Source organism: Novosphingobium sp. PASSN1 (assembly GCF_002278815.1).
In genome coordinates this window covers 217,611-243,484 of the sequence record NZ_NKIS01000008.1, presented here as the reverse complement: position 1 = coordinate 243,484, position 25,874 = coordinate 217,611, and the positions used below count along the sequence as shown (strand labels likewise).

Sequence of the window (25,874 nt, the reverse complement as noted above, 5' to 3'; positions counted from 1 at the left end):
CATATTGGCTTTGCTGCCTGCCAATGGCGGTTTCTGTCAGATCGAGACGTTTGCGCAATCGTAGGCTAACGTCACGTTCTGGTCGGGTGCCGCCGTCATTTGCCGCAGAACGTGGCCCAAGCCGACATCAACTCCCGCCGCTTCTCAAGAGCGCGACCACGCCGATAGGCTCTCTCCACCGAGGATGCGACGGTATGCGCCAGCGCCATTTCGACTTCCTCACGCCCGAACTGGGTCTTTTCACCCGCCCAGTCGCGGAACGTGGAGCGAAAGCCGTGGACGGTGATGTCGGCGCGGCCCATCCGCTTGAGCAACTGGGATAGCGCCATATCGGATAGCGAACCACCGCGCGGGGCTGGAAACACAAAATCGTCTGGCTTTGGGCCATCTTGCTGCAAGGCCTGCAAGATCGATACGGCGGCGTCGCTCAGCGGCACCTCATGCTGGGTCTCAGCCTTCATACGGCTGGCGGGAATGGTCCAAAGCTTGGCGTCTAGGTTGATTTCGGCCCACGTCGTTCCCCGCGCTTCGCCGGACCGCGCCGCCGTGAGGATAAGAAAATCCAGCGCACGCGCTGCAACGGCAGGACGCTTGCCGAGGCTTTCCATGAACTTCGCGATCTGGACGAATGGCAGGGCGGGGTGGTGCTTGACCGAAGCCTTGCTTCGCTTCGGTAGCAACAGGTCAAGGTGACCACGTCCTTGCGCCGGGTTTTCGCCGGATCGCAGGCCCTTGACCTTGGCCGCGTCGAGGACCCGCTCGATCCGGCCGCGCACGCGTGAGGCGGTTTCAGCCTTGCTCAGCCAGATGGGCTGGAGGACCGCCAGTATCTGCTCAGTCGTCACCTGGTCGATCGGCACTTCGAACAAGGGCTTTGCATAGGTCTTGAGGGTGTTGCGCCATTGCTGACGGTGCTTGGGGTTCTTGAACCCTTCCTCGATGTCGTCGACCAGATCCATGGCGAAGGCACCGAAGGTGGTAACCGGCTTTTCCTCGATCTTGATCTTGGACTTGGCGCGTTCAACTCGGGGATCGACGCCGTCGAGCAGCAACTCTCGGATTGTTCCGGCTTTCTCGCGTGCCTTGGCCAGCGGGACATCGACCGCCGAGCCGAGGCCCAGTTCGATTCGTTTGCCGTCCAGAGTGCCGATGTAGAACCATGACCGCCCGGACGCCCGAACCCGGAGATAGAGGCCGCCCCCGTCAGAGTAGACGTTGGGGTCGGTGAGTGTGGCGACTTGCCTAGCCGAAAGCTTGTTACGCGCGCGCGAGGGCATGATTTTCGCTGATTAGCAGCTTGGGTCAGCTTGGGCTAGCCATAGTTTCAGCCATAGTTTTAGAGCTGGCTCGGGGCGATCCTGAGCGAACCGCTGCGTACCGAAAACCTGCTGAAAAGCCCGGCTAATCTGGGCTTCTAGATGGTTCGCATCGGTTCGGGGGAGTTCGCAGAAAAGCGTGATCTGGCGGAGACGGAGGGATTCGAACCCTCGGTAAGGTTAAACACCCTACGACGGTTTAGCAAACCGTTGGTTTCAGCCACTCACCCACGTCTCCGGATCGCAGCGGCGAAGGCGGCCTATAGCGAGGGAGTGGGGGGGCGGCAAGAGGCTTCATTGTGGGTCTTTGCAGGGACCTGAGTGGCGGTCCGGGATTCGCCTCGGCGTGAAATCGACTCGGCTCATCGCCGGTTCATTGTGCAGGGCGAAGAGATGGCTGTCAGATAGGCTGACGAAAGCCCTGACTCGAAACCATGGGCGGGGGCGCAGATAGGAATTGTGCGATGAAGCTGAGCCAGGGCATCTTGATCGGGCTTGCCGCGTGGGGGCTTGCGATCGGCGGCGGCGCTTCGGCGCAAGTCCAGCAGATTGACCCGAACAGTGCGATCGACGGTGATCTGCCGGCTAACCCCGGCTCGGCGCCCGTTCCGTCCGCTCCGCAGCCGGCGCCCCAGATGAACCCGCCTGCGTCGGCAAGCACGGCAGATCCGGTGTTCGCCTCGCCTGCGGGAGAGCCGGAGGTTGCCGCGCCCGGTATGGCTTCCGTGCCGGAGGCCGCCCGGAGTGCGGCGGATAGCACGACCTACCGCGAAGACGATCTGATCGGCGCGGCCGAAGGCGTGTTCGGCAAGGGGGCCAAGGGCCTCGCGATGATGATCCAGGATATCCTCAAGAAGCAGGGCCAGCCCAATGCTTATATCACCGGGCGCGAGGCGGGCGGTGCGGTGGTCGTGGGGCTGCGCTATGGTTCGGGCATGCTGCACCACAAGGTCGAGGGCGAGCGGCCGGTCTACTGGACCGGGCCTTCGATCGGTTTCGATCTGGGCGCGGCTGCGTCCAACACCTTCGTGCTGGTCTACAACCTCCATGACAGCCAGGACTTGTTCCGCCGCTATGGCGCGGGAGAGGGCCAGGCCTATTTCGTCGGCGGGTTCAACGTGAGCTATCTGCGCCGGGGCGATGTGGTGGTCATTCCGGTGCGCTTTGGTGCCGGGCTGCGGCTGGGCATCAATGGCGGCTACATGAAGTTCAGCGACAAGCAGAAATGGATGCCGTTCTGAGCGCTGCCAGCGCCCGCTACCCCTTGTATCTGGCGCGCTTTGGGGGCAAAGGCGCGGCCATGCTCGAAACTCTGAAGCCCCAGCCCGCCGATGCGCTGCTTGCGCTGATCAAGCTCCACAATGCCGATCCGCGGCCGACCAAGATCGACCTCGGCGTTGGCGTCTATCGCACGGGCGAGGGCGATACGCCCGTGTTCGGCGCGATCAAGGCGGCGGAGCGCATTCTGCTCGAAACGCAGGATTCCAAGGCCTATCTCGGGCCTGAGGGCGATATGGGCTTTGTCCATGCGCTGATCCCGCATGTGTTTGGCGCTGGTTTTGACCGTGCCCGCGTGGAAGGGATGCAGGCCCCGGGCGGCACTGGCGCAGTGCGGCTCGCGGTCGAAGTCGCGGCGCGTTCGGGCGCGAAGCGGATCATCATGGGCACGCCTTCGTGGCCCAACCATGCGCAGATCATTGCCGCCGTCGGCCTTGAACTCAAGACGTTCAAGCACATGACCGCCGAAGGCACGGCAGACCTCGATGCGCTGCGCGCCGCGCTGGCCGAAGCCGCGCCGGGTGATGTCGTGCTGCTCCATGGCTGCTGCCACAACCCCACCGGCGTGGATTACACCCCTGCGCAGTGGGACGAGATCGCGCCGATGGTCGCGGCCTCGGGCGTGCTGCCGCTGATCGATCTGGCCTATCAGGGGCTGGGCGACGGGATGGAAGCCGATGCTTACGGCCTGCGCAAGGTGCTCGCCGCCGTGCCGGAAGCGCTGGTCGCCTATAGCTGCGACAAGAACTTCGGGCTCTACCGCGACCGCGTTGGCGCGTTTTATGCGGTGACGGGCAATGCCGATGCGCTCGCGCTGGCGATGGCCAATGGCGCGACCATTGCGCGGGCCAGTTGGTCGATGCCGCCTGATCATGGCGCAGCGGCGGTGCGGCTGATCCTGGGCGATGCGGCGCTGACGGCGCAGTGGAGCCAGGAACTGTTCGCGATGCGCGCGCGCATGGCCGAAGTTCGCGCGCGGCTGGCCGCAGCACAGCAGATCGGGCCGATCAACATGGCACCGCTGGGCGCGCAGAAGGGCCTGTTCTCGATGCTGCCGATCTCGGCCGATCAGATCATGGCGCTGCGCGAACGCCACGGCGTCTACATGGCAGGGTCTGGCCGCGTGAACATCGCGGGGCTCACCACCGGCAATATCGAGGCGTTTATCGCCGCGCTGGCCGACGTCGCGGGCTAAGCGGAACGATTGATCACTGCGCCGCGGCGCGGGGATGCCCGCCCGCGCGCTGCGGCAGGATCAGGATCAGCAGCGCGATAAACGCTGCGAGCAGGGCGCTCGCCAGCAGGCGGCTCACCTCAAGGCCGCCCGCGCCAAACGGCTTGTCGAGATAATCACCGACCGTCGCGCCGAGCGGCCGGGTGAGGATGAAGGCGGCCCAGAACAGCACGACGCGGCTGGTGATGGTGAGGAAGGCAAGCAGCGCGACTACGCCCAACGCTGCGCCGAACACCAGCGCGCCGCCGGCATAGCCTGCACCAGCATCGGCCACCCAATCACCCAGCGCGGTGCCGAGCGTCTGCGAAAAGGTGATGGTGATCCAGTAGTAAAGCTCAGCCGCCGGGGTTGCCACGCTATCGGCCGCGATGGTGCCAAGGCTGCGGTGCCACGCAAACAGCGAGGCGAGAACGAGGCCAAGCAGCAGCAGCGAGCCGCCGGGGTAGCCGATCCCGAGCGAGCGGGTGGCAAAGTCCGCCAGTGTCGTGCCTGCCGTGGTGGAAGCGATGATCGTGGTCCAGTAGAGCCACGGCGCGAAGCGGCGCGCGCGGATCTGCAGCCAGACGAGCAGCGCGAGCGCTGTACCGAAAATCAGTGTGCCGACAAGGTAGCCGTTTATGCCGCTAGCCCCCGCATCGGGCGTGGTTTCGCCAAGCCAGCTCATCGAGACGGCATCGCCGCCGGTTTCGCCAAGCGTGGTCGCGAGGATCTTGATCAGCCAGAAGCCGAGCGTGATCGCCGGGACTTTGGCGTCGCCGCCGATCTTCGCCACGGCTCAGCCTGCAGCCGCCAGGCTCTGCATCCGCTTGAGATAGCGGGCGAGCACGTCGATCTCCAGGTTCACTTCACGCCCGGGCGCGAGGCTGCCCAGCGTGGTCACTTCCGCCGTGTGCGGGATGATGTTGAGCATGAAGTGGCACGCGCCGTCCGGCTGGTCGGCCAGATCGTTGACCGTGAGCGAGACGCCATCGACCGTGATCGAGCCCTTGGCCGCGATATAGGGCGCCAGCTCTGCCGGGGCCGAGACGACGACGTGCCACGAGCCGCCGGTGCGGTCCACCGAGACGACATGGCCCACCGCATCGACATGGCCTGTCACGATATGGCCGCCCAGTTCGTCGCCCAGCTTCAGCGCGGGTTCGAGATTGAGCGGGGCATGTTCGTGCCACTGCGCGGGCGCGGTGCGGCGGATGGTTTCGCCCGAAACGTCGACCGCGAACCAGCTGTCTCCAGCCGTGCCGCCGCGGTCCACCACTGTTAGGCACACGCCCGAACAGGCAATCGAGGCACCGATGGCGATCTTGGCCGGGTCCATCGCGCAGGCAATCGTCACGCGCGTATCGCCCTTGCTGGCGATGGCGCGGATGCGGCCCACTTCGGTGACAATGCCTGTAAACATGGGAATGTGGTCTCCTTCAGCGGATGCGGTCGTAGACGTCCAGCGTATCGCTGCCAAGCTGCCGCTGGTCTGCCAGACGCCAGCGGCCGTGGGCATCGCCCAATGAGGCAAGGCCGATATCGCCAAGCCCGCGCCGCCCCGCGCCGATCAGGATGGGCGCGCGGTAGAGCATCAAGCGGTCGACCCGGTCAGCGGCGAGAAATGCAGCCGCCGCGCCTGCGCCGCCTTCGATCAGGAGGTACTGCGCATCGCCGAATGTGCCGGATGCCGGATCGGCCAGCGCCTGCCAGCCTTCCGGAACGCCGCCGCGCGTGAGCACCCAGCGCGCCGGGCTGCGCGCGGCGAGGCCGGGCAGGCGCACATCCAGCCGGGGCGAATCGGCGCGCAGCGTTTCCCCGCCGACGAGGATCGCATCCATCCGTGCGCGCAAGGCGTGGCCGTGCGCGCGCGCTTCGGCTCCGGTGATCCATTGGCTCGTGCCATCGGCCATTGCGATGCAGCCATCGAGCGAAGTGGCAAGCTTGAGCGTGGTGTGCGGGCGGCCATCGCGCGCGCGGGTGAAATAGCCTTCGAGCGAGCGCGCAGCGGCGGGGGAGGGCAGCAGCACTGCCTCGATTCCGGCGGCGCGCAGCAGCGCAATGCCCGCGCCTGCGGTGCGCGGATCGGGATCTTCGCAGCCGATCACCACGCGGGCGAGGCCGGCTTCGCGCAGACTTGCCGCGCAAGCGGGGCCGCGCGTGCTGTCATGCGCGCAGGGCTCCAGCGTGACATAGGCAGTGGCCCCCCGCGCTGCGGTTCCGGCCTCAGTCAGCGCCATCGCTTCGGCATGGGGGCGGCCGCCGGCCTGCGTCCACCCGCGCCCGATGACGCGGCCCTGCTTCACGATGATCGCGCCGACAGCAGGGTTCGGGCGGCTGAGCGGCAGCCCCCGCGCAGCGAGCGCGGCGGCCGCATCCAGCCAGTCGGCATCGGGGGGCACTGTAAGGGTCAGGGCGCTTTTGCCGCTGGCTGCACCGCCAGCTTTTCCAGCAGCGCCTTGTCGCGTGCGGCGGCGGCGCGGGCCTCTGCCTCGCGTTCGGCCTTGGCCTTCCGGTCCATCGCTTCGGTATCGAGCCCAGTGGCTGCGCCCACCGCCTTGTACATGGCGCGCACATCTTCGGCGCGCGCTTCCTCGGCGGCGGCTTCGGCGCGGGCTTTCTTGGTCGCCTCCACATTGCCCGCGATGATTTCCGCGTCGCTGCGGTCTGCGCGCCAGCTTTCGAAGAAGATCACTTCGGGCGGGCGGGGGAGGGCACGGCCGCCTTGCTGCCACATGACCGAGAAGATGAAGCTTGTGAACAGCACCGCCAGCGCCAGACCGCGCCAGCGAAATTCGGTCGGCGCGCCAAGGACCTGCCACAGATCCTTGATCGCGCGCACCGGGGAAACGTTACGGAAGAACTCTTTCATGGCCGCCTAGATAGTGTGGCGGCTGCGCCTGCGCCAGCCCTTGCCAAGGGCGGCCAAACGATCAGCCGAAGGGGTGGTAAAGCAGGCGGCCTTCGCGCTTCAGCCAGCGGTTGGCGTCCTCGATCTCGGCTTCATAGAGATCATCGAGGTGGGCGTGGAACGCGGGGCTGTGATCGAAATGGGTCATATGCGCCACTTCATGCGCCACGACCGAGCGGCGGACGTGATCGGGTGCCATGATCAGCCGCCAGTTGATGCGGATCACCCCCCGGCTGCTGCAACTGCCCCAGCGCCGCAGCGCCCGCGAAAGCGCGAGCCGGGGCACGGCCTGCCCGGCGCGCTCGCAATAGTGCGCGAGGTCTGCGGCGCAAAGCCGCAGCGCTTCGGCTTCGAGCCAGCGGCGCAGGCGTGCTTCCATTCCGTCCTGCGGTCCACCCAGCACGAGCGTTTCACCTTGCAGCGCAGGGCGGCGCGGCGCGGTATTGCGCCATTCGACGCGCAGCGTGGTGCCGCGATAGGCCAGGGTGCAGCCCGGTTCGATCCGCACTGGCGGCGGAATGCGCGCCAGCTGCGCGGCCAGCCAATCGCGGCGCTGCTCGGCAAAGCGCAGCGCATCGGCGGTGCGGCCCCATTCGGGCATCGAGATGCGTGCTTCGCTGCCATCGGGCGCAAGGCGCAAGGTGATGCGGCGCGCGGTGCGCAGGCGGCGCACGATCACCGGCAGATCGCGATCACCCACCGCGAGCGTGCGGGGCGCAGCTGGCTCGCGCCGTTCCTTCAGGCCGCGCGTCAGCATGCGCGGCAGGGGGATCACGGCCAATCTCCCATAACCTGGTCATCCGGCACGATGTGATCCTCCAGCGGGCCTGCCAGCACTTCGCTTACCGCCTTGCCGATCACCGAATGCCCGGCGCGGCGCACGGCCTCGCGGTCGCCGCATTCCAGGTGATGCCATTCCGGCAGCGGCTGGCCATCCGCGCGCAGCCGATAGGCGCACGTGGCCGGGAGCCACGGCACTTCGCGCACCAGCCGGGGGGTGAGGCGCAGGCAATCGGGTACCAGCGCCTTGCGGTGGCGATAATCGGCGCAGGCCCCGGTCTTCAGATCCAGCAACCGGCAGGCGACATTGGTGTGCAGCACCGCGCCGGTATCCTCATCTTCCAGCTTGTGCAGGCAGCACTTGCCGCAGCCATCGCACAGCGCTTCCCACTCGTCGCGGGTCAGCGCCTCGATCGGCTTGTCCCAGAACCGGCCGGAAGAGGCGGATGTGCCGGGCATCAGACCCTCAGCGCACCCACTTGGCGAATTCGGCAGCCACTGCTTCCGCGTTCGCATCGACCGGGAGCAGCGCGATGGGCTGGCCTTCGGGGCCCATCAGATAGGCCGCGCGGCTGTGGTCCATGAGATAGGCGTTGGGGCCGGAGCCAGCGCCCTTCTTGTAATAGACCCCATAAGACTTGGCGATCTGGGCGATCTGCGCGTCGCTGCCTGTCAGCCCGATCAGGTCCTTGCCGAAATGCGCAGCGAACTGGCCGACCACTTCGGGCTTGTCGCGTGCCGGATCGATGGTGACGAACAGCGGCGTGACCTTTGCGGCAAGATCGGGGTGCGCCTTGGCGAAGCTGCGATAGCCCTGCATCAGCACTTGCACATCGAGCGGGCAGACATCCGGGCAGAACGTGTAGCCGAAATAGAGCGCGGTATAGCGGCCCTTGAAATCGGCGGCGCGCACGGTCTTGCCCGTCTTGTCGACCAGCGTGAAATCACCGCCGATGGCCGCGCCCTGAAGCGGCGGCTCGCTGGCAGCGCCGCCCCCGCAGGCGGAGAGGGTGAGCAGGGCAGCAGCGCCAAGTAGCGCGAGGCAGAAGCGAATTGGTCTTTTGGGGTCCATGGCGCGCCGGTTCATGCTCTGCTAACCAGCGGCTTGCAAGGGGCGACTCTGCAACAAGACGAGCGGGGCGCACGCTGGATCATGAAGGATGGGGCAAACGGAATGAAGCACAGCACCGGGATCGCAGGCCGCCTCAGGGCAGGTCTTGCCGCAGCCGTGCTGATCGGCGCGCTGGGCGGTGCGCTCGGCATGGCGGTTCCTGCCCATGCGCAGTTTTCGGAAAGCTACAAGTTCCTCGAAGCCGTGCGCAAGAAGGACGGCCAGAAAGTCACCGATGCGCTGAATGAACCGGGCACGCAGATCGTCAACACGCGCGATGTCAGCACCGGCGAAAGCGGCCTGCATATCGTTACCGCGCGGCGCGATCTCACGTGGATGCAGTTCCTGATCGGGCACGGGGCCAACGTGAACGTGCGCGATGCCAAAGGCACCACCCCGCTCGTGCTCGCGGCGAACCTCAGCTTCCTCGAAGGCGTCGATTTCCTGATCACATCGGGCGCCAAGGTGGACGAGCCCAACAACACCGGCGAAACGCCGCTGATCGCCGCCGTGCATCGCCGCGATCTCGGCATGGTGCGCGTGCTGCTCAAGGCTGGTGCCAACCCCGATCGGCCGGACAATTCGGGCCGCTCGGCGCGCGATTATGCCATGCTTGAAGGCAAGGACAGCCCGGTCGCCACCGAACTGGCCAATGCGGCCAAGGGCGGCGCTGCCGGTCAGAAGAAGACCTACGGCCCCTCGTTCTGATCGGACGCGCCATGATCGAGACCGCTACCGCCGACCTGTCGCTTGAGGATTTGCGCCTCCTGTTGGCCCCGCACATCGCCGAGGCTGCCGCGTTCGATGGCTGGACCGAGGCGGCGGTTGACGAAGCTGCGGCGATCACCGGGATCGATCCGGGCGCGGCGCGCTTCGCGTTTCAGGGCGATACGGGGCAATCCGCCGCGATGGCGATGATTACCGCATGGACCGCCAGCATCGACCGCGCGATGGCCGAGGCCTTGCCGGCGGAACACCTCGCGAAGATGAAAGTGCGCGAGCGGATCACCGCGCTCGTCACCTTCCGGCTCGATCAGATCGCGGGCCACGAAGAAGCGTTGCGCGGCGCGCTGATCGAACTGGCAAAGCCTTGGAACGTTCCGGCCGCCACGAAACTGGCATGGCGCAGCGCCGATGCGATGTGGCGGCTCGCCGGGGATACTGCCACGGACTACAACCACTACACCAAGCGCGCGATCCTCGGTTCGATCTATGCCGCAACGCTGGCCGTTTTGGCCGAAGACAAGAGCGAGGACCGCGAGGAAACCCGCGCCTTTCTCGCTCGCCGGATCGACGGCATCATGCGCTTTGAAAAAGCCAAGGCCCGCTTCGTGAAGCCTGCGGAAGAAACCTTCAGCGTCACGCGCCTGCTCGGCCGCCTGCGCTATCCGCCGCGTTGATTCGCTCCGCTCACGCGGAGGCGGCACCGGCCCGCTCCCCCGCCCGGCCACCCACGAGAGTACTCTGAATGGGTGGCCCAAGTTTTAGCAGGGGCGCGGGGGAGTGGGCCGGTGCCGCTCTGTTTCGGCCAGGCCGAAACAGACAACCACCAAGTTATTGCGAATGACTTGCAATGACCGAGGCGCTGTGGCAGCGCTCTTGTGGTGACTCTCGATGAACTGCCTCTTCGCACCAGCGCGCGGATCGTCTCCGCCGATTGGGATGCGCTCGTGCCCGAAGAAGCGCAGCGTTTGCGCGCGCTGGGGATCGAGGAAGGCGCTGAAGTGCGGCTGGCTTATCGCGGCGTGTTCATGGCGCGCGATCCGATTGCCATCGAGATCGGCCGTATGACCGTTGCGCTGCGCCGCGTTCATGCCCGCGCGATGCAAGTCGAACCGCTCGCGGTTGCTGCGGCATGAGCCGCCAGACGCTGGTCGCCGCGCTGGTCGGCAATCCCAATGCGGGCAAGAGCGCGCTGTTCAATGCGTTGACAGGCGCGCGCCAGAAGATCGCCAACTATCCCGGCGTCACGGTCGAGCGCAAATCGGGCCGCCTGCTTCTGCCGAGCGGCGAGCCGGTCGAACTGGTCGATCTCCCCGGTTCCTACAGCCTCAATCCGTCGAGCCCGGACGAGGAAGTGACGCGGGATGTGATCCTCGGACGCATGGCGGGGCAAGCGCAGCCCGATGTGCTGGTGATCGTGCTCGATGCCTCGAACCTCGAACAGCACCTCGTTTTCGCGCAGGAAATCATCGAACTGGGCCGGCCGGTCATAGTCGCGCTCAACATGGTCGATCTTGCTGAGCGCGACGGGCTGGTGATCGACGCCAATGCCCTCTCCTCAGCGCTGGGCGTGCCGGTCTACCCGACGGTTGCGGTGCGGCGGCGGGGCCTTGCCGAATTGACCGCCGCGGTCGCCGCGCTGCGCGATGCTCCGGCTGAGGCCGCGCCCGCGCCGCGCCCGCATGTCACCGCGCCCGAACGGCGGATGCTGGCGCGCGAGATGGCCCGCAGCGCGATCCTTTCGGAAACCGCGCAGCACCGCATCCATGCGCAGCTTGATCGCGTCCTGCTTCACCCCTGGCTCGGCCCGCCGGTGCTGCTGGCGCTGCTGTTCGTGGTGTTCCAGGCGGTGTTCAGCTGGGCCGCGCCCTTGCAGGATGGGCTAGACGCCGCGTTCGCCGGGCTGGGCGATCTGGTCCGCAGCGAACTCCCCGCATCGCTGGTGCGCGATTTCCTCACCGATGGGGTGATCGCGGGCGTCGGTTCGGTCGTGGTGTTCCTGCCGCAGATCCTGATCCTGTTCTTCTTCATCCTGACGATGGAGGCGACCGGCTACATGGCGCGCGCCGCCTTCCTGATGGACCGCGCGATGGCGGGTGTGGGCCTTTCGGGCCGCAGCTTCATCCCGCTGCTCTCCAGCTTCGCCTGCGCGGTGCCGGGGATCATGGCCACACGCAGCATCACCGATCCCAAGGACCGGCTGACCACGATCCTGATCGCCCCGCTGATGACCTGTTCGGCGCGGCTGCCGGTCTATACCGTGATTATCGCAGCCTTCGTGCCCAACACGCAGGTGCTGCCGGGTGTGGGCCAGCAAGGGCTGGTGCTGTTCGGGCTCTATGTCTTCGGCGTGCTCGGCGCGATGGGCGCGGCGCTGCTGCTGCGGCGCACGATCACCAAGGGCGCGGCTTCGGGCTTCATCATGGAGATGCCCAAGTATCAGCTGCCCACGGTGAAGGACTTGGCGCTCGGCCTGTGGAGCCGCGCCTACGTGTTCCTGCGCCGCGCGGGCACGATGATCCTGAGCGTGACGATCGTGCTGTGGCTGCTGCTCAATCTGCCGCGCGCGGAAAATCCGGCGGATCAGGTCAACCAATCGGTCGCGGGCCATATCGCCAATGGCCTCGCCGTGGTGATCGAACCGATCGGCTTCAACCGCGATATTGCCCTCGCGCTGATCCCCGCGATGGCCGCACGCGAAGTGGCCGTCAGCGCGCTGGCGACGACGTATGCCGTGGGCGCGAGCGATGATGCCGCGCAAGGGCAGGCACTCGGCGCGCAATTGAAGACCCACTGGAGCCTCGCCACCGCGCTCGCGTTCCTCGCGTGGTTCGTCTTTGCGCCGCAGTGCATGTCGACCATCGCCGTCACCCGGCGCGAAACCAACGGCTGGAAATGGCCCGCCTTCATGCTCGCCTACCTGTTCGGCCTTGCCTATGTTGCGGCGGGCATCACCTACTGGATCGCGGTGGCCTGCGGGCTGGGCTGAATTTGGGGGGTGATGCTGTGGGAAAGGCCTCAGCCAGACTCGCCCTCTCCGCGCTCATTGGCTAGGCCGACAACCGGTTTTAGAGGGATGCGATTCGATGGCAGGCAGCGTCAACAAGGTCATCATTGTCGGGAATCTGGGTGCTGATCCCGAAGTGAAGAGCTTCCAGAACGGCGGGCGCATTGCCAATTTGCGCATCGCCACGTCGGAAACGTGGAAGGACAAGGCGACCGGGGAGCGCAAGGAGCGCACCGAGTGGCACTCCGTCGTGCTCCAGTCCGATGGCCTTGTCGGCGTGGCCGAGCGGTTTCTGAAGAAGGGCAGCAAGGTCTATATCGAAGGCCAGCTGCGCACCCGCAAGTGGCAGGACCAGTCCGGCAACGATCGCTACACGACCGAGGTTTCGGTCGGCGGCGTCGGCGGCGTGCTCACCATGCTTGATGGCGCCCAGGGTGGCGGCGGCGGCATGGGCGGCGGTGGCGGCGGCCAGCGCTCGGGCGGCGGCTGGAATGAAGGCGGCTCGTCCGGCGGTGGCCGTTCGGGCGGTGCTTCGTCTGGCGGCGGCGGCTGGAATCAGGGCGGCGGCGGCTCTTCGGGCGGCAGCAGCGGCGGCGGCTTCGGCGACGATCTGGACGACGATATCCCGTTCTGAGCGGGCCGTTCTGATCGGGCTGGGGCGCTCAGGTGCCCCGCGTATCGCCGTAAAGGTGGATGTGCAGCCGGTCGGTAAAGCGCCAGCCATGCGTCAGCGCCGCTCCCGCCAGCCACTTTGAGCGTTCGCGCAAGTCTTCGCTGCGTGTGCCTTCGGGCATGACGAACAGCCGCTCCGCCGGAATGCGGTAGAGCGCCTGCAATTCGGCCACTTCGTTGCAATCGTCCTCGCTGGCGATCACGAACTTGAACCAGGCCTTGGGGTTGGCCGCCCAATCGCGCAGCAATTCCGGTACGAGCGCGAGGTTTTCGGGGTTGCCCGAATGCGAAAGCTTGGGGCTGACGTTGAACTGATCGACGAGCTGGGTGATCGCATGGGGCGGCGGCACGCTGCCGTTGGTCTCTATCTCCACTTCAAGGCCGGGCACCGCTTCCTTGAGCATCGGGATCAGACGGCCAAGCGCCGGGGCCTGCAGCAGCGGCTCGCCGCCGGTGATGACCAGCCGGGTGGGCCGCAGCGCCAGAATGCGCATGGCCACTTCGCGCACATCGAGCGTGATCTGGTTTTCCACTCGCTCGAACGTCAGGTCATCGCGGTGCGGGCGGATGTCGCCGGTAAAGCGCCAAGTATAGGCCGTGTCGCACCACTCGCAGGCCAGATTGCAGCGCGAAAGCCGCACGAACACGCACGGCCGCCCCGCCGAAGGGCCTTCGCCTTGCAGCGAGGGAAAGATTTCCGGCTCGCCGGGCGTGGTGGTGGCGAGCGTAAGGCTCATCCGAGGCGCGCCAAGGCAGCGGCGAGGCGCGTGGCCTCAGCGCTATGGTGCGCGTGATCGGCGCGGGCTTTCTCGACCGCTTCGGGCTTGGCCTTCTCGGCAAACGCCGGGTTCGAAAGACGGCCTTCGAGCGACTTCGCTTCCTTCTGCGAAGCGGCGAGCGCCTTTTCGAGGCGGGCCTTTTCGGCAGCGATGTCGATCACGCCTTCCAGCGGCACGATGAGGTTCGCATCCCCTGCGCCGATCTGCATCGCCGCGCCTGCCGGGGCCGGGGCGAAGTGGATCGCGCTCAGCCGCGCTAGCCGCTCGATCACCGCCGGATTGCCCGCGATCACCGCGCGCGTCGCCGCGCTGGGTTCGGGCAGATAGGCTTCGAGCCGCGCGCCGGGCGCAATGCCCAGTTCGTTCTTGGCCGCGCGCAAGTTGGAAACCAGCGCGATCAGCCATTCGACTTCCGCTTTTGCCCCCGCATCGACGCTGGCCTGCGGGGCAGGCCATTCTGCCACGATCAGTTCGGCCGAACGTTCGCCCAGCGCGTGCCACAGTTCTTCGGTCACGAACGGCATGAACGGGTGAAGCATGACGAGGATCTGATCGAGCACCCAGCCCGCAACAGCGCGAGTCTCGTCGTCGAACGCGCCCTTGATCAGTTCGATGTACCAATCGCAGAACTGGTCCCACACAAAGTGGTAGACCGTGTTCGCGGCGGCATCGAAGCGCAGATCGGCCATTGCCTGATCCAGCGCGGCGACGGTTTCGACCACTTCGCCGATGATCCAGCGGTTGACCGCGCTGGTCGCGGCAGGCGCGGCCACTGAAGTGCTGCCGGTGATCCCGTTCGCCATGCAGAACCGCGCGGCGTTCCACAGCTTGGTCGCGAAGTTGCGATAGCCCTCGACCCGGCGCTCATCCATCTTCACATCGCGGCCCTGGCTTTCCATGGCGCACATGAAGAAGCGCAGCGCATCCGCGCCGTACTTGTCGATGAGGCCGAGCGGATCGACCACGTTGCCCTTGGACTTGGACATCTTCTGCCCATCCGCCGCGCGCACCAGACCATGCAGATAGAGCCGCTTCCACGGCACTTCCTTCATGAAGTGGATGCCCTGCATCGCCATGCGCGCATCCCAGAAGAACAGGATGTCGAACCCGGAAATGAGCAGATCGTTCGGGTAGTGCTTGGCGAGAAGCGGCGCGTCGGTTTCCGGCCAGCCGAGCGTGGCGAAAGGCCAGAGCGCGGAGGAGAACCAAGTGTCGAGGACGTCGCTATCACGGGTGAGGGTGACGCCCGCGCCAGCCTTGGACTGCGCCTCTTCCTCGGTCTCCGCCACGTAGCACTGGCCGTCGGAGCCATACCAAGCCGGAATCCGATGCCCCCACCAAAGCTGGCGGCTCACGCACCACGGCTGGATATTCTCCATCCAGTTGAAGAACGTCTTCTCCCACGTCTTCGGCACGATCTCGATCGCGCCTGAACGCACGGCTTCCATCGGCGCGACAGCGAGCTTTTCGGCATCGACATACCACTGGTCGGTCAGCCAAGGCTCGATCACCACGCCGCCGCGGTCGCCGTAGGGCGTCTGGATCGTGCGCGGTTCAGCGTCGAGTTCGCTTTCCTCGCCGTCCTTGGCCTTCACTACATGCGGCACGAGGCGGCCCGCTTCCTTCATCCGCTGCACGATCAGCGCGCGCGCGTCGAAGCGGTCCATCCCGATGAACTCGTCCGGCACCAGCCCGTCCGCCGTCTGCACCACACGCGCTTCGGCATCGAACATGTTGAGCATGTCCGCCGCCTTGATCCCGGCGCGCTTGCCCACTTCGAAGTCGTTGAAATCGTGCCCCGGCGTGATCTTCACCGCGCCCGAACCCAGCTCCGGATCGGCGTGTTCATCCGCCACGATCTGCAAACGCCGCCCCGTCAGCGGCTGCACCACGAACTGGCCGATCACCGCCTTGTAGCGCTCATCCTCGGCGTTCACCGCCACCAGCATATCGGCCAGCATCGTCTCGGGCCGCGTGGTGGCGACTTCGATGAAGTCCAGCCCGTCCGCACGCACCGCGCCATCTGCCAGCGGATACTGGAAGCGCCAGAACGAACCCTTGATCTCGCGCGTCTCGACTTCAAGGTCGGAAATCGCGGTCTTGAGCTTGGGGTCCCAGTTCACCAGCCGCTTGTCGCGGTAGATCAGGCCCTGATTGTAGAGATCAACAAAGACCTTCACCACCGCCTTGGTGAAGTGCGGGTCCATCGTGAACTGCTCGCGGCTCCAATCCATCGAACAGCCCAGCCGCCGCAGCTGGCCAGTGATCGTGCCGCCGCTCTCGCGCTTCCAGTCCCACACCTTGTCGATGAAGGCCTCGCGCGCATAGTTGGTGCGCTTGTCGCCCTGCGCTTCCATCTGCCGCTCGACCACCATCTGCGTGGCGATCCCGGCGTGATCGGTGCCGACCACCCACAGCGCGTCCTTGCCGCGCAGCCGCTCATAGCGGATCACCACGTCCTGCAGCGTGTTGTCCAGCGCGTGGCCGATGTGCAGGCTGCCGGTCACGTTCGGCGGCGGGTTCACGATGGTGAAGGGCGCAGCATCCGGGCGCTCGGGCCGGAACAGGCCGCCCGCTTCCCAGTGGGCATACCACTTGGCCTCGAGCCCGGCAGGCTCGAACGTCTTGGCAAGCCCTGCGGCCTCGCCCTGCTCTTCAATCGTTGCGTCGGTCATGATGGCATGGGCCTTGCCATTCCGCAGGGCGGCCTGCAAGCCCGCGAACGGTTGCATAGGGCTAGCGGCGCGCTTGCGAGCGGGGGCGATTTCCCCCATGAAGCGCCTACCATGCGGGGGACAGCGGATTTTTTCACCGAGACGGGCGCTGATGGCAGCGCCACGCTGGTGCTCACCGGCCCGCTGCTGGTGTCCTCGATTGGCGCGATTGATCGCCGGTTGCGCGCGCTGGACGGGCCGATTGCGGCGATTGATCTGGCCCGCGCGGACAAAGTGGATACCGTTGGCGCGTGGACGGCGTGGAGCCTGTCGAAGCGGTTTGCGGCACCGATCACCGGAGCCTCGCCCGAAGCGGCGCGGCTGATCGCGGCGATCCGCGCGGCGGACGACAACACTGCGCCGATTGAGCACCCGATGCTTCCCATTCTGCTGCGGGTGCCCGAACATATCGGTCTGGTGGTGGCCGGGCTGGGGCGGGGTCTGCTGCTGGTGCTCGGTTTCCTCGGCCAGATCGTGCTGGCCAGCGGCACTTTGCTGCGCCATCCGGGCCGCTTCCGCCTGCGCGCGCTGGTGCACCAGATGGAGCTGATGGGGGTCAACGCCCTCGCCATCATCGCCTTGATGAGCTTCCTCGTCGGCATCGTCATCGCGCAGCAGGGCGCGGTGCAGCTGCGCCAGTTCGGCGCGGAAATCTACACGGTGAACCTCGTCGGCCGGCTCAGTTTGCGCGAGCTGGGCATCCTGATGACCGCGATCATGGTGGCGGGCCGTTCGGGTTCGGCCTTCGCCGCGCAGCTTGGCACGATGAAGCTGACCGAAGAGATCGACGCGATGCGCACCATCGGCGTCTCCCCGGTCGAAGCGCTGGTGATCCCGCGCCTGCTCGCCACGATGATCATGATGCCGCTGCTGGGCATCTATTCCGCCTCCATCGGGATCATCGGCGGCGCGGCGCTCTCCTCGCTCACGCTGGGCATCCCGTTCTTCACCTTCCTCGCGCGTATTCAGGAAGTGGTGCCGCTGCACGATGTGTGGGTGGGGCTGATCAAGGGCCCGGTGTTCGGCCTGATCGTCGCCATATCGGGCTGCTATCAGGGCCTGCAGGTGCGCAGCGATGCGGAGGAAGTCGGCACACGCACGACCGCGGCGGTGGTCATGGCGATCTTCATGGTGATCGTGCTCGATGCCTTCTTTGCGGTGTTCTTCTCGGAGATCGGCTGGGGATGAGCGGCGAGCCCACTTGCGCCGAACCTGCTGCCAGCGGGAGTGAGGCCGATCTCTTCCCGATCCGCGTGCGCGGCCTGCGTAATGCGTTTGGCGAGCATGTCATCCACGAGAACCTCGATCTCGATGTGCGCAAGGGCGAGATTATCGGCGTGGTCGGCGGATCGGGCTCTGGCAAATCGGTGCTGATGCGCTCGATCATCGGGTTGCAGATCCCCGATGCGGGCACGATCGAAGTGCTGGGCAGCGAAATCACCGACGCGCGCGATGATGACGATATCGATATCCGATGCCGCTGGGGCATCCTGTTTCAGGGCGGCGCGCTGTTTTCCACGCTGACCGTGGCGGAGAATGTCGAAGTCCCGCTGCGCGAGTTCTACCCCGAGATCACCGACGAGCTGCGCCACGAGATCGCGCGCTACAAGGTGCTGCTGTCCGGCCTGCCGGCAGAGGCGACGAGCAAGTATCCGAGCGAGCTTTCGGGCGGTATGAAGAAGCGCGCGGGCCTCGCGCGGGCGCTCGCGCTCGATCCCGAACTGCTGTTTCTGGACGAGCCGACTGCCGGGCTTGATCCCATCGGTGCGGCCGGGTTCGATCAGCTGATCCGCAGCCTGCAGCAGACGCTGGGCCTGACCGTGTTCCTCATCACCCACGATCTCGATACGCTCTACGAGATCTGCGACCGGGTGGCGGTGCTGGCAGACAAGCGCGTTATCGCGGTGGGCACGATCCCCGAACTCATCGCCACCGATCACCCGTGGATCACCTCATATTTCAATGGCCCGCGCGGCCGCGCTGCCCAATTGGCCAACGCGCGCAACGCTGCCCTTGGCACTTCAGCGGATGAAGCATAGGAAACGCCGATGGAAACGCGCGCCAATCATGTCTGGGTGGGGGTTGTCACCCTGCTGCTGCTGGCGGGGCTCGCGGCGCTGCTGATCTGGATTGCGCGGCTCAGCCAGCACGAACAGATCGATTACGATATCTTCTTCAAGCAATCGGTCGATGGCGTCGCGAAGGGCTCCGAGGTGTCGTATTCGGGCGTGCCGGTGGGGCAGGTGCGGGACATCGTGCTCTGGGAGAAGGATCCCAGCTTCGTGCGCGTGCGCATCAAGGTCGATCGCAAGGTGCCGATCCTGCAAGGCACCACCGCGAGCCTGCAAGGCAGCTTCACCGGGGTTTCCACGATCCAGCTGGCGGGCGCGATCAAGGGCGCCCCGCCGATCAACGAGCCGGGTCCGGCAGGCGCGCCGGTGATCCCGACCAAGCGCAGCGGGCTGGGCGAAATCCTCTCCAACGCGCCGCTGCTGCTTGAGCGACTGGCCACGCTCAGCGAGCGGTTGACGATGGTGCTTTCCGACGAGAACCAGAAGGCCTTCGCCAATATCCTTGCGCATACCGATCAGCTGACGGGCAATCTGGCAAGCGCTTCGCCCGAAGTGAAGAAATCGCTCGCCGAGCTGCAACTGACGCTGAAGCAGGCGACGACGACGCTGGCGAGCGTGGACAAGCTGGCCAATTCCACCGACGCCTCGATCAACGATCCGGCCAATGGTCTGGTGAAGCAACTGCGGGTCACGCTCAAATCGGCGCAAGCGGCGGCAGATTCGCTGCAGGCGACGATGAACGAGACCAAGCCCGCCGCGAAGCAGTTCAATGACCGCACCTTGCCCGCGTTCGAAGCGGCGCTGCGCGATATCGAGGCAACCTCGCGCTCGATCCGCGCGATGACCGACCAGATCGGCGACCGCGGCATCAGCAGCGTCGTGGGAAGCTCCAAACTGCCGGATTACAAGCCATGAGCGCCAAGATGACCCCTGAACCCAAACCGCTTTCCGGCCTGCGGGCCATCACCCTGCTGGGTCTGGCCGCCGCGCTAGGTGGGTGTGTCAGCATCGGGGCCAAAGTGCCGGCGAGCACCTTGCTCAGCCTGACATCGGAAGCGGCGCCCGCCGTGGGCAGCGGCAGCAGCGGCACGCTGGGCGAAGCGACCGTCGTGCTCGAACCCACGGCCGCGGCGGCGGTTTCGGTGCTGCGCATTCCGGTGCAGATCGATGCGGCCAACATCGCCTATATCAAGGGCACGCAGTGGGTCGAACGGCCTGCCCGCGCCTTCCAGCATTTGCTGGCAGACACGCTGCGCGCGCGCGGCAAGGGGCTGGTGGTCGAGACGGACCGCGCCACCAGCGGCACGCGCATCGGCGGGCAATTGCTGGCCATGGGCTTCGATGCACAGACCCGCAAAGCCATCGTCCGCTTCGATGCAATGAAGTGGCTGCCCGGCGGCCGGATCGAGACGCGGCGCTTTGAAAGCACCGTTTCCGGCGTCGATCCCGTGCCGGACGAGATCGGCCCTGCTCTCAACCGCGCCGCCAACAAGGTGGCGGGCGAAATCGCAGACTGGGTTTCCGCTCAATAGTTCCACTGCACCTGCGCGCGGAGGATATCGCCCTTCGCCCGGCCAGCGCGGCGCTCATCCGCTTCGTTGCGTGTCACGTTGGCGTAGCTGACAGTCAGCTCCAGCTCCTTCAGCGGCAGCCATTCCACGCCCACTTCGGTCTCGTCGGTTTCAAGCCGGGGCGCGTTGATCGCCGCCTTCCAGCCGCCGCGATAGTGCTGCCAGCGCACGAAGGGTATGATCTGGCCGACCGGCGTGTGCGCGGCGCGCAGCATGCCCATCACGTATCCGCCGGTGGTGCGACGGCTGACGATATCATTGATCGCGGGATCCCACTGCGGACCCTTGCCCCAGGTCCATTCGGCCTGAATGCCGAAGGGCTTGGGATAGATCATGCCGTGCACCGCCACGTGATCATCGCGGTAGGCCAGCGTTGAAACACCGCCGCTGCGCACTTCGGGCTTGAACTGGTTGCGCATGCCCGATGCGCCGAACTCCGCCACCTGACCTTCGAAAATGCCACCAAGCCCATCGAGCCGGATCGGGATCGACATCATCGCCACGGTCATCAGGCCGCCGGTTCGCTCGGTGCGATTGGTGCCTTGTCCGTTGAACACGCCCACGCCGAATGCGCCGTAGTTGCCAAACAGCTTCTGCCCATCCGCCGTCAGCGCATCCCAGATCTTCTGCAGCTTCACCGGGGTGAAATAGGCCACCGCGCCGATATCGCGCTCGCCCGGCACCGGGGCGTTGATGGCATCGGTTCGGTCAAGCGGAATGCGATTCGAGGACGACTGCATGTTCTCCCAGCCGAACGGCACTTTGGATTGGCCGAGCCGCAGTCGCAGCGTCTTCGCCTTGTCGAGGAACACATCGGCATAGGCATCGCGCATCTGGAAGAAGTTCTCGCGCCGCTCGGTGCCAGACTGGTTGCTGACCGCCGCCGCCAGATCGCCCTGCATGTAGAGCGAGACGCGGTCCGAAATATCGCCCTGCACGACGAGGCGGGCGCGGCGGATCGAGAAGCTGCCGTTTTCGTTGATCCCCGAATCCTGCACCGAACGCAGGCGCGAAATCCCGGCATCGGCCATCTTCGGTCCCGAGACGATCTCGTTCATGCGCAGCTGCGTATAGCCGCGCAGCATGATCTTCTCGTACCACGCCTTCTTTTTCGGGTGCTCGGAGTGGGCGGGGGCGGGGCTAGGGGCCGGTGCAACGGCTGCCGCCATTTGCACCGGAGCCGCTGCCGGAGCCGCTGCCGGAGCTGACGCTGATACGGGAGCGGCGGACGTTGCAGCAAGTGCGGGCGCGGCGCGGTTCGCGGCCTGCAGCGCCTCGACCATCGCGGTCAGCCGATCGACTTGTGCCTGCAGCGCCGCGATCTTCGCGTCCTGACCTGCCGCATCCGTCTGACCATGCGCAGAACCTGCCGCGCCGATAAGGCTGGTTGCCAGAAGTGCCGCGCGAAATGCCGTTGTGTTCATGCCCTGAGCTGCTCTCTGATCCCCGTTGACGGACCGGCAGCTAGGAGGATGGCATGACAGTTTTATGACATATTTCTTGCAACTATGACGGATTTCAGGCTGTTTTATAGCGCCAAATCATTGAAACATATAAGGCAGATGATCTGTTTGTGACAAATTGTTGCAAAACTTGTCACATATTGGAAGCGATGCCCGCAAGGCAGCTTCAGCCTTGCGCCAATACCGCAAACCTCGCGGCAGCAGCAAAGGCCGCATGGCGGCGGGCGCGGCGTTCCAGCGCTTCGTCGTCCTTGCCCCAGAGTTCGGCTTGCCAGTCCTCTTCCAGATTGGCCGCATCCCACAGCGCATCGATGTCGGCGTCAGGCTCGAAGGCCATCAGCCCCAGCACCAGCGAGGCTGCCAGCGAACTGGTGGTCTTGAGCGCCGCGAGCGCAAATCCGCTGCGCGCGGCGAGGTCTTCGCGCAGCCGGGCGAGCGTCTCGGGCGGCTGCGGGCGGTGCATGATCCCTGCCACGCGCACGAAGCGCACCTGCCAGCGCGCCTCCGCCGCAGTCAGCAGTGGTTCCCACACCGTGCGCTGGCGGATGCCCAGCGCTTCATCCGGCTCCGCGCGGTAGCACAGCGTGTCGGTCTCGGCGTAAGGCAGCAGTTCGTCGATCACCGCCGCCTTGCCGAGGGACACCACGTCGATCGCATAGTCCACCAGATCGCGATAGATGAACCCGGTCGGATCGATCTCCTCGCCCTGCGCCGACCATTCGGCGGCAAGAGCTTCGGCCAGCGGTGCGCTCGGCACGATCTGCGCGCGCCCGCCCACGGTGCGCAAGGGGCGGCCATCGAGCATGACCCGGTAGCCGCCACCGTCGACGGCGACCGTAACGGCCTTGTAGAACCGCTTCACGGCTTGCTCTTCCAGCGCCGCGCGAGGAGCATGGGGGCCACGAAGAAATCGGCAAGCCCCGCCGCGATCAGGACATAGCCCGCCGCTTCGGGCAGCGGCGGCAGCCAACTGACTTTGCCCGCGATGATCAGCACCCCGGCAAAGGCCAGCACCGCCCCCGAAAGGCGCACCATTTGCAGTACGGCAAAGCGCGCGCCCGCTGAAGCTGCGGCTGAATCGGGGGCGGGATCCTGTTTTGCGGCCTCGTTCATTCCATGCCTTTCAGCAGCAGGCGCAATTCGGCCATCGAACCGGCAACCGCCTCGGCCCCTGCCTCGGTCAGTTCGCGGGGGTGGTGATAGCCCCAGTCCACCCCGAGCGCGCGGACCCCGGCGTTGACCGCCATCGCCATGTCGAACGACGTGTCGCCGATCATCACCGCTGCGCTTGCTGCGGCACCGGTGGCGGCAAGGCAGGCCTCGATCATGCTGGGATGCGGCTTGGAAGGGTGGCGGTCGGCGGTCTGCAAGGTGACGAAATGGCCGGAAAGACCATGCGTTTCAAGGCAGTGGATCAGCCCCCGGTCGCTCTTGCCGGTGGCGACGCCGAGCAGCCAGCCCGCGCCTGTCAGCTCCGCGATCAGGTCGGCAATGCCGTCATAGAGCGGCTCCTCCACCTGGCCCGCCATGCGCCGTTCGCGGAAGGCATCGCGGTAAAGCTGGGACAGCATGGCGTGATCGTCGGCGGTGCCATCGGGGCGCAGGCGGCGCATCGCCTCGGGCAGTGAGAGACCGACCACGCGGCGAGTCGCATTGCGGTCAGGCGGCGCGAGCCCGGCAGCGGCAAAGGCCGCGTCCATCGCCGCGCAGATATCGGCCTGGCTATCGACCAGCGTGCCATCGCAATCGAAGATGGCGAGCGGTCCGGATGATGATCGGAGCGTCATGCCGCCAGCCTTTCCATCAGCGTGGCGAGCGCGAGCTTGCCTTCGCCTTTCAGCCCCTCGATCAGCCGCGCGCGTTCCTCGGGCGGCTTGTTTTGCGAAAGCTTCACCGTGGGCCGCCAGGCCTCGACCGTCAGTTCAAACCCCACGATCATGTCCATCATCCGGTCGCGCTTGATCGGGGCCATCTTGTCCATGGTCCACGGCGTGCCCTCGGCCACTTGTGCTTCGTGGTGGACAGACACGTCCTCCAGCAGCGCCAGCAGCTCGGCGCGGTCCATGCGCCGCACCGGGCCTTCCATTTCGAGCGCGAGGTAGTTCCACGTCGGCACCTGATCGGGATCGGCATACCAGCGCGCGGAGATATAGCCGTCCGGCCCATTGACCACAGCCAGCGCCCGCGCCCCATCGAGGTGGCGGGTGAGGGCATTGCCCAGCGCGAGGTGAAAGCGCAGCGTGCCCGCTTCCGTCAGCAACAGCGGCACATGCGCCACGCGCGGGCCATCGGGTGTGGTGAGGAACACCATGCCGAAACCGGTCTCTGCGATCACCGCTGCAAACAGCGCGCGCTCGTCAGGCAGCTGCTTTGGGCGGAAGGCAGGATTGGGATGCATCAGGGCTTCGGCCCTCGGCGCGGCGCTTTTCCTGCGGGCGGTTTCCCGCCGCCGGTCTTGCCCGGTGCAGGCGCGCGGCGCACCGGCTTGCCGCCATTGGCTGCACGCTCTGCGGCATTGCGTTCCGCCGAAGCCCGCCCAGCCGATGCCCGCGCAAGGGCTGTGCCGGTGGGGGCCTTGCTGCCCGGTCCCTTCTTCACGCCGGCGCGCGGTTTCGGCGCGCTGCGGCCGCTCGGCGGCGCATCGGCGCGCTTGCGGCGTTCGCCCCGGCGTTCCTTGCGGTATTCCTTGGCATGGGCCTTGGCTGCGCGCTTCTCGATCACCTTGTCGGGCACGAGCTTGACTTGCTCCAGCGGCAGGTCGCCGTCGGCTTCGTGGAAGCCCAGGTGCACCATGCTTGCCGCGAAGTGATCGGGCAGCGGCGCGGTCACGTCCAGCAGATCGCCCTCGGGATGTTCGATCCGCAGCCGCCGCGCGTGGAGGTGCATCTTACGGCTGATCGCTCCGGTCAGGAACGCGGCCTGCCCGCCATACTTGCCGTCGCCCACGATGGGATGGCCAATCGCCGCCATGTGCACGCGCAGTTGGTGGGTGCGGCCCGTCAGCGGCTGCAGCTCGACCCAGCACGCGGCATTGCCCGCGCGGCCGATCACGCGGTAGCGCGTGCGGGCAGACTGGCCATGCTCGGTCTCGTCGACCATCATCTTCTCGCCGCCCGTGCCCGGCTGCTTGGCCAGCGGCAATTCGATCAGGCCGTCCTTGATCTCGGGCACGCCGGTGATCAGCGCCCAGTAGATCTTGCGCGCGGTCCGCCCGGAAAAGCGCTTGGAGAAGAACGCGGCGCTGCCCGGCGTGCGCGCAATCAGCAGCACGCCCGAGGTGTCCTTGTCGAGCCGGTGGACGAGGCGCGGGCGCGGGCCTTTCTCGTCTGCATAGGCATCAAGCAGGCCGTCGACATGTTCATGCGTGCCGCTGCCGCCTTGCGTGGCAAGGCCCGGCGGCTTGTTGAGCACGATGGCGGCGCGGTCCTGCGTTAGCACCATGCTTTCGGCCAGCGTGATCTGCTCTTCGGTCAGCGGCTTCTTGGGCCGTGCGCTCTTGATCCCTGGCGGCGCAGAGCCACCCGGCGGCACGCGCAGGACTTGCCCTTTTTCCAGCCGCGTATCGACATCGGCGCGCTTGCCATCGACGCGCAGCTGCCCGGTGCGCGCCCAGCGCGAAACGGTGGCAAAGCCGACCGCCGGTAGATTGCGCTTGAACCAGCGGTCCAGCCGCACGCCGTCATCGTCCTTGGTGACGGTGAACTGGCGGACATCGCCATCATCCACGGAAGAGGCCGCGCTCATGCCGCCACCCGCATCAGCCAGAGGCCGCCGAACAGCGCGGCAAAGCCCGCCACCAGCGAAAGCGCAACATAAGAGGCAGCCAATCCCAGCGCGCCGCGTTCTACGAACACCGCAAACTCCAGCGCGAACGAGGAAAAGGTGGTGAAGCCGCCCAGCACGCCGACGCCAAGCAGCAGCCGCCACGGCTCGCCCCCACCGCCATGGCGCGCCAGCCAGCCAACGAGGAGCCCCATCGCGGCGCTGCCCAGAACGTTGACCGTGAGCGTGGCCCAGGGAAATGCGCTGGCCGAGGCAGGGCCGACGGCGGAAAGAAACAGGCGGCTGGTCTGGTGGCGCAGCCATGCGCCCAGCGCACCGCCTGCGGCAACAGCAAGGCCGGGCGGAACGCTGGCAAGCAAAGGCGAGGTTGATGTCATTGGGCAAGCCCCTAACGCAGGCCGATGCCAAATGCACGAGTTTGCTTGCCTTGCCGGGCCTCTTTTGGTAGCGGGCGCCCGGTAAGAGCCGATCCGCTCGGATTCGG

28 protein-coding genes and 1 tRNA gene are annotated in these 25,874 nt (G+C 66.3%); 11 read left to right on the top strand and 18 right to left on the bottom strand.

All coding sequences use genetic code 11. From position 1 onward, the window contains the following. Positions 1-95 precede the first annotated feature (95 nt). Both CFE35_RS15020 and CFE35_RS15015 read right to left on the bottom strand, forming a co-directional pair. The gene (locus tag CFE35_RS15020; protein ID WP_292931668.1) at positions 96-1,277 is read right to left on the bottom strand and encodes a site-specific integrase; all 1,182 of its coding nucleotides are present in this window, start codon (positions 1,275-1,277) and stop codon (positions 96-98) included. A 184-nt stretch (positions 1,278-1,461) separates the two neighbouring features. Continuing rightward, positions 1,462-1,554, bottom strand: a tRNA-Ser gene (locus CFE35_RS15015). 226 nt (positions 1,555-1,780) lie between these two features. Between CFE35_RS15015 and CFE35_RS15010 the strand changes: the two genes are divergently transcribed. Both CFE35_RS15010 and CFE35_RS15005 read left to right on the top strand, forming a co-directional pair. Beyond that, positions 1,781-2,557 (top strand): EipA family protein, encoded by a 777-nt coding sequence (locus CFE35_RS15010; protein WP_292931666.1) that lies wholly within the window; start codon positions 1,781-1,783, stop codon positions 2,555-2,557. 59 nt (positions 2,558-2,616) lie between these two features. Further along, complete coding sequence (locus CFE35_RS15005; RefSeq protein ID WP_292931719.1) at positions 2,617-3,789, top strand: aromatic amino acid transaminase; 1,173 nt, start codon at positions 2,617-2,619, stop codon at positions 3,787-3,789. 13 nt (positions 3,790-3,802) lie between these two features. Here CFE35_RS15005 and CFE35_RS15000 read toward each other — a convergent pair whose 3' ends face one another. From CFE35_RS15000 to CFE35_RS14970, 7 genes are all read right to left on the bottom strand, one after another. After that, complete coding sequence (locus CFE35_RS15000; RefSeq protein WP_292931717.1) at positions 3,803-4,591, bottom strand: hypothetical protein; 789 nt, start codon at positions 4,589-4,591, stop codon at positions 3,803-3,805. A 12-nt stretch (positions 4,592-4,603) separates the two neighbouring features. Beyond that, positions 4,604-5,227 carry a riboflavin synthase gene (locus CFE35_RS14995; protein WP_292931664.1) on the bottom strand — a complete coding sequence of 208 codons (624 nt, stop codon included), beginning with the start codon at positions 5,225-5,227 and terminating at the stop codon, positions 4,604-4,606. Positions 5,228-5,243: 16 nt separating this feature from the next. Then, a complete protein-coding gene (ribD, locus tag CFE35_RS14990) occupies positions 5,244-6,206 on the bottom strand; it encodes a bifunctional diaminohydroxyphosphoribosylaminopyrimidine deaminase/5-amino-6-(5-phosphoribosylamino)uracil reductase RibD (RefSeq protein ID WP_292931662.1) in 963 nt (320 codons plus the stop codon). Between the two features lie 8 nt (positions 6,207-6,214). After that, a complete protein-coding gene (locus CFE35_RS14985; RefSeq protein WP_292931661.1) occupies positions 6,215-6,676 on the bottom strand; it encodes a hypothetical protein in 462 nt (153 codons plus the stop codon). A 61-nt stretch (positions 6,677-6,737) separates the two neighbouring features. Beyond that, complete coding sequence (locus tag CFE35_RS14980) at positions 6,738-7,490, bottom strand: SprT family zinc-dependent metalloprotease (RefSeq protein WP_292931659.1); 753 nt, start codon at positions 7,488-7,490, stop codon at positions 6,738-6,740. Further along, positions 7,487-7,954 (bottom strand): YcgN family cysteine cluster protein, encoded by a 468-nt coding sequence (locus CFE35_RS14975; RefSeq protein ID WP_292931658.1) that lies wholly within the window; start codon positions 7,952-7,954, stop codon positions 7,487-7,489. The genes CFE35_RS14980 and CFE35_RS14975 overlap by 4 nt, the downstream gene beginning before the upstream one ends. A gap of 7 nt (positions 7,955-7,961) precedes the next feature. Continuing rightward, positions 7,962-8,582 (bottom strand): SCO family protein, encoded by a 621-nt coding sequence (locus CFE35_RS14970; RefSeq protein WP_292931656.1) that lies wholly within the window; start codon positions 8,580-8,582, stop codon positions 7,962-7,964. An 87-nt stretch (positions 8,583-8,669) separates the two neighbouring features. Between CFE35_RS14970 and CFE35_RS14965 the strand changes: the two genes are divergently transcribed. From CFE35_RS14965 to ssb, 5 genes are all read left to right on the top strand, one after another. Beyond that, positions 8,670-9,314, top strand: a complete 645-nt coding sequence (locus tag CFE35_RS14965) for an ankyrin repeat domain-containing protein (RefSeq protein ID WP_292931654.1) — start codon at positions 8,670-8,672, stop codon at positions 9,312-9,314. Between the two features lie 11 nt (positions 9,315-9,325). After that, positions 9,326-10,006 carry a COQ9 family protein gene (locus CFE35_RS14960; protein WP_292931652.1) on the top strand — a complete coding sequence of 227 codons (681 nt, stop codon included), beginning with the start codon at positions 9,326-9,328 and terminating at the stop codon, positions 10,004-10,006. A gap of 204 nt (positions 10,007-10,210) precedes the next feature. Beyond that, the gene (locus CFE35_RS14955; protein ID WP_292931650.1) at positions 10,211-10,465 is read left to right on the top strand and encodes a FeoA family protein; all 255 of its coding nucleotides are present in this window, start codon (positions 10,211-10,213) and stop codon (positions 10,463-10,465) included. After that, positions 10,462-12,318 carry a ferrous iron transporter B gene (locus CFE35_RS14950; RefSeq protein WP_292931648.1) on the top strand — a complete coding sequence of 619 codons (1,857 nt, stop codon included), beginning with the start codon at positions 10,462-10,464 and terminating at the stop codon, positions 12,316-12,318. Before CFE35_RS14955 ends, CFE35_RS14950 begins: the two co-directional genes overlap by 4 nt. Before the next feature lie 97 nt (positions 12,319-12,415). Then, entirely contained in the window at positions 12,416-12,970 is a 555-nt protein-coding gene (ssb, locus tag CFE35_RS14945; protein WP_292931646.1) for a single-stranded DNA-binding protein, read from the top strand. 28 nt (positions 12,971-12,998) lie between these two features. On the opposite strand, the gene CFE35_RS14940 is transcribed toward ssb, so the two are convergent. Then, positions 12,999-13,745, bottom strand: a complete 747-nt coding sequence (locus tag CFE35_RS14940) for a 7-carboxy-7-deazaguanine synthase QueE (RefSeq protein WP_292931644.1) — start codon at positions 13,743-13,745, stop codon at positions 12,999-13,001. Then, positions 13,742-16,462 carry a valine--tRNA ligase gene (locus CFE35_RS14935; RefSeq protein ID WP_292931642.1) on the bottom strand — a complete coding sequence of 907 codons (2,721 nt, stop codon included), beginning with the start codon at positions 16,460-16,462 and terminating at the stop codon, positions 13,742-13,744. Before CFE35_RS14935 ends, CFE35_RS14940 begins: the two co-directional genes overlap by 4 nt. Before the next feature lie 111 nt (positions 16,463-16,573). Between CFE35_RS14935 and CFE35_RS14930 the strand changes: the two genes are divergently transcribed. The 4 genes from CFE35_RS14930 to CFE35_RS14915 are packed head-to-tail and all read left to right on the top strand — an operon-like array spanning position 16,574 to position 20,105. Next, on the top strand, positions 16,574-17,689 hold the full coding sequence (locus tag CFE35_RS14930) for an ABC transporter permease (RefSeq protein WP_292931641.1): 1,116 nt from the start codon (positions 16,574-16,576) through the stop codon (positions 17,687-17,689). Then, the gene (locus tag CFE35_RS14925; protein WP_292931639.1) at positions 17,686-18,540 is read left to right on the top strand and encodes an ATP-binding cassette domain-containing protein; all 855 of its coding nucleotides are present in this window, start codon (positions 17,686-17,688) and stop codon (positions 18,538-18,540) included. Before CFE35_RS14930 ends, CFE35_RS14925 begins: the two co-directional genes overlap by 4 nt. Before the next feature lie 9 nt (positions 18,541-18,549). After that, on the top strand, positions 18,550-19,488 hold the full coding sequence (locus CFE35_RS14920; protein ID WP_292931637.1) for an MlaD family protein: 939 nt from the start codon (positions 18,550-18,552) through the stop codon (positions 19,486-19,488). Next, positions 19,485-20,105 (top strand): ABC-type transport auxiliary lipoprotein family protein, encoded by a 621-nt coding sequence (locus tag CFE35_RS14915; RefSeq protein WP_292931635.1) that lies wholly within the window; start codon positions 19,485-19,487, stop codon positions 20,103-20,105. Before CFE35_RS14920 ends, CFE35_RS14915 begins: the two co-directional genes overlap by 4 nt. On the opposite strand, the gene CFE35_RS14910 is transcribed toward CFE35_RS14915, so the two are convergent. The 7 genes from CFE35_RS14910 to CFE35_RS14880 form a co-directional block, all read right to left on the bottom strand. Next, the gene (locus CFE35_RS14910; protein WP_292931634.1) at positions 20,099-21,568 is read right to left on the bottom strand and encodes a porin; all 1,470 of its coding nucleotides are present in this window, start codon (positions 21,566-21,568) and stop codon (positions 20,099-20,101) included. The genes CFE35_RS14915 and CFE35_RS14910 overlap by 7 nt on opposite strands. Positions 21,569-21,773: 205 nt before the next feature. Then, the gene (locus CFE35_RS14905) at positions 21,774-22,469 is read right to left on the bottom strand and encodes an ATP12 family protein (protein WP_292931632.1); all 696 of its coding nucleotides are present in this window, start codon (positions 22,467-22,469) and stop codon (positions 21,774-21,776) included. Then, positions 22,466-22,720 (bottom strand): hypothetical protein, encoded by a 255-nt coding sequence (locus CFE35_RS14900; RefSeq protein WP_292931630.1) that lies wholly within the window; start codon positions 22,718-22,720, stop codon positions 22,466-22,468. Before CFE35_RS14900 ends, CFE35_RS14905 begins: the two co-directional genes overlap by 4 nt. Beyond that, on the bottom strand, positions 22,717-23,394 hold the full coding sequence (locus CFE35_RS14895) for an HAD-IA family hydrolase (RefSeq protein WP_292931629.1): 678 nt from the start codon (positions 23,392-23,394) through the stop codon (positions 22,717-22,719). The genes CFE35_RS14900 and CFE35_RS14895 overlap by 4 nt, the downstream gene beginning before the upstream one ends. Continuing rightward, positions 23,391-24,005, bottom strand: coding sequence for an FMN-binding negative transcriptional regulator (locus CFE35_RS14890; RefSeq protein WP_292931627.1), 615 nt, complete (start codon positions 24,003-24,005; stop codon positions 23,391-23,393). Before CFE35_RS14890 ends, CFE35_RS14895 begins: the two co-directional genes overlap by 4 nt. After that, positions 24,005-25,351 carry an RluA family pseudouridine synthase gene (locus tag CFE35_RS14885; RefSeq protein ID WP_292931625.1) on the bottom strand — a complete coding sequence of 449 codons (1,347 nt, stop codon included), beginning with the start codon at positions 25,349-25,351 and terminating at the stop codon, positions 24,005-24,007. The genes CFE35_RS14890 and CFE35_RS14885 overlap by 1 nt, the downstream gene beginning before the upstream one ends. Continuing rightward, positions 25,348-25,767, bottom strand: coding sequence for a CrcB family protein (locus CFE35_RS14880; RefSeq protein ID WP_292931623.1), 420 nt, complete (start codon positions 25,765-25,767; stop codon positions 25,348-25,350). Before CFE35_RS14880 ends, CFE35_RS14885 begins: the two co-directional genes overlap by 4 nt. Positions 25,768-25,874: the final 107 nt, after the last annotated feature.

Coding starts and splice junctions, on each gene's coding strand:
- CFE35_RS15020 (WP_292931668.1), bottom strand. CDS start 1,277: ATGCCCTCGCGCGCGCGTAACAAGCTTTCGGCTAGGCAAGTCGCCACA.
- CFE35_RS15010 (WP_292931666.1), top strand. CDS start 1,781: ATGAAGCTGAGCCAGGGCATCTTGATCGGGCTTGCCGCGTGGGGGCTT.
- CFE35_RS15005 (WP_292931719.1), top strand. CDS start 2,617: ATGCTCGAAACTCTGAAGCCCCAGCCCGCCGATGCGCTGCTTGCGCTG.
- CFE35_RS14995 (WP_292931664.1), bottom strand. CDS start 5,227: ATGTTTACAGGCATTGTCACCGAAGTGGGCCGCATCCGCGCCATCGCC.
- CFE35_RS14985 (WP_292931661.1), bottom strand. CDS start 6,676: ATGAAAGAGTTCTTCCGTAACGTTTCCCCGGTGCGCGCGATCAAGGAT.
- CFE35_RS14975 (WP_292931658.1), bottom strand. CDS start 7,954: ATGCCCGGCACATCCGCCTCTTCCGGCCGGTTCTGGGACAAGCCGATC.
- CFE35_RS14970 (WP_292931656.1), bottom strand. CDS start 8,582: ATGAACCGGCGCGCCATGGACCCCAAAAGACCAATTCGCTTCTGCCTC.
- CFE35_RS14965 (WP_292931654.1), top strand. CDS start 8,670: ATGAAGCACAGCACCGGGATCGCAGGCCGCCTCAGGGCAGGTCTTGCC.
- CFE35_RS14960 (WP_292931652.1), top strand. CDS start 9,326: ATGATCGAGACCGCTACCGCCGACCTGTCGCTTGAGGATTTGCGCCTC.
- CFE35_RS14950 (WP_292931648.1), top strand. CDS start 10,462: ATGAGCCGCCAGACGCTGGTCGCCGCGCTGGTCGGCAATCCCAATGCG.
- ssb (WP_292931646.1), top strand. CDS start 12,416: ATGGCAGGCAGCGTCAACAAGGTCATCATTGTCGGGAATCTGGGTGCT.
- CFE35_RS14940 (WP_292931644.1), bottom strand. CDS start 13,745: ATGAGCCTTACGCTCGCCACCACCACGCCCGGCGAGCCGGAAATCTTT.
- CFE35_RS14935 (WP_292931642.1), bottom strand. CDS start 16,462: ATGACCGACGCAACGATTGAAGAGCAGGGCGAGGCCGCAGGGCTTGCC.
- CFE35_RS14930 (WP_292931641.1), top strand. CDS start 16,574: ATGCGGGGGACAGCGGATTTTTTCACCGAGACGGGCGCTGATGGCAGC.
- CFE35_RS14925 (WP_292931639.1), top strand. CDS start 17,686: ATGAGCGGCGAGCCCACTTGCGCCGAACCTGCTGCCAGCGGGAGTGAG.
- CFE35_RS14920 (WP_292931637.1), top strand. CDS start 18,550: ATGGAAACGCGCGCCAATCATGTCTGGGTGGGGGTTGTCACCCTGCTG.
- CFE35_RS14915 (WP_292931635.1), top strand. CDS start 19,485: ATGAGCGCCAAGATGACCCCTGAACCCAAACCGCTTTCCGGCCTGCGG.
- CFE35_RS14910 (WP_292931634.1), bottom strand. CDS start 21,568: ATGAACACAACGGCATTTCGCGCGGCACTTCTGGCAACCAGCCTTATC.
- CFE35_RS14900 (WP_292931630.1), bottom strand. CDS start 22,720: ATGAACGAGGCCGCAAAACAGGATCCCGCCCCCGATTCAGCCGCAGCT.
- CFE35_RS14895 (WP_292931629.1), bottom strand. CDS start 23,394: ATGACGCTCCGATCATCATCCGGACCGCTCGCCATCTTCGATTGCGAT.
- CFE35_RS14890 (WP_292931627.1), bottom strand. CDS start 24,005: ATGCATCCCAATCCTGCCTTCCGCCCAAAGCAGCTGCCTGACGAGCGC.
- CFE35_RS14885 (WP_292931625.1), bottom strand. CDS start 25,351: ATGAGCGCGGCCTCTTCCGTGGATGATGGCGATGTCCGCCAGTTCACC.
- CFE35_RS14880 (WP_292931623.1), bottom strand. CDS start 25,767: ATGACATCAACCTCGCCTTTGCTTGCCAGCGTTCCGCCCGGCCTTGCT.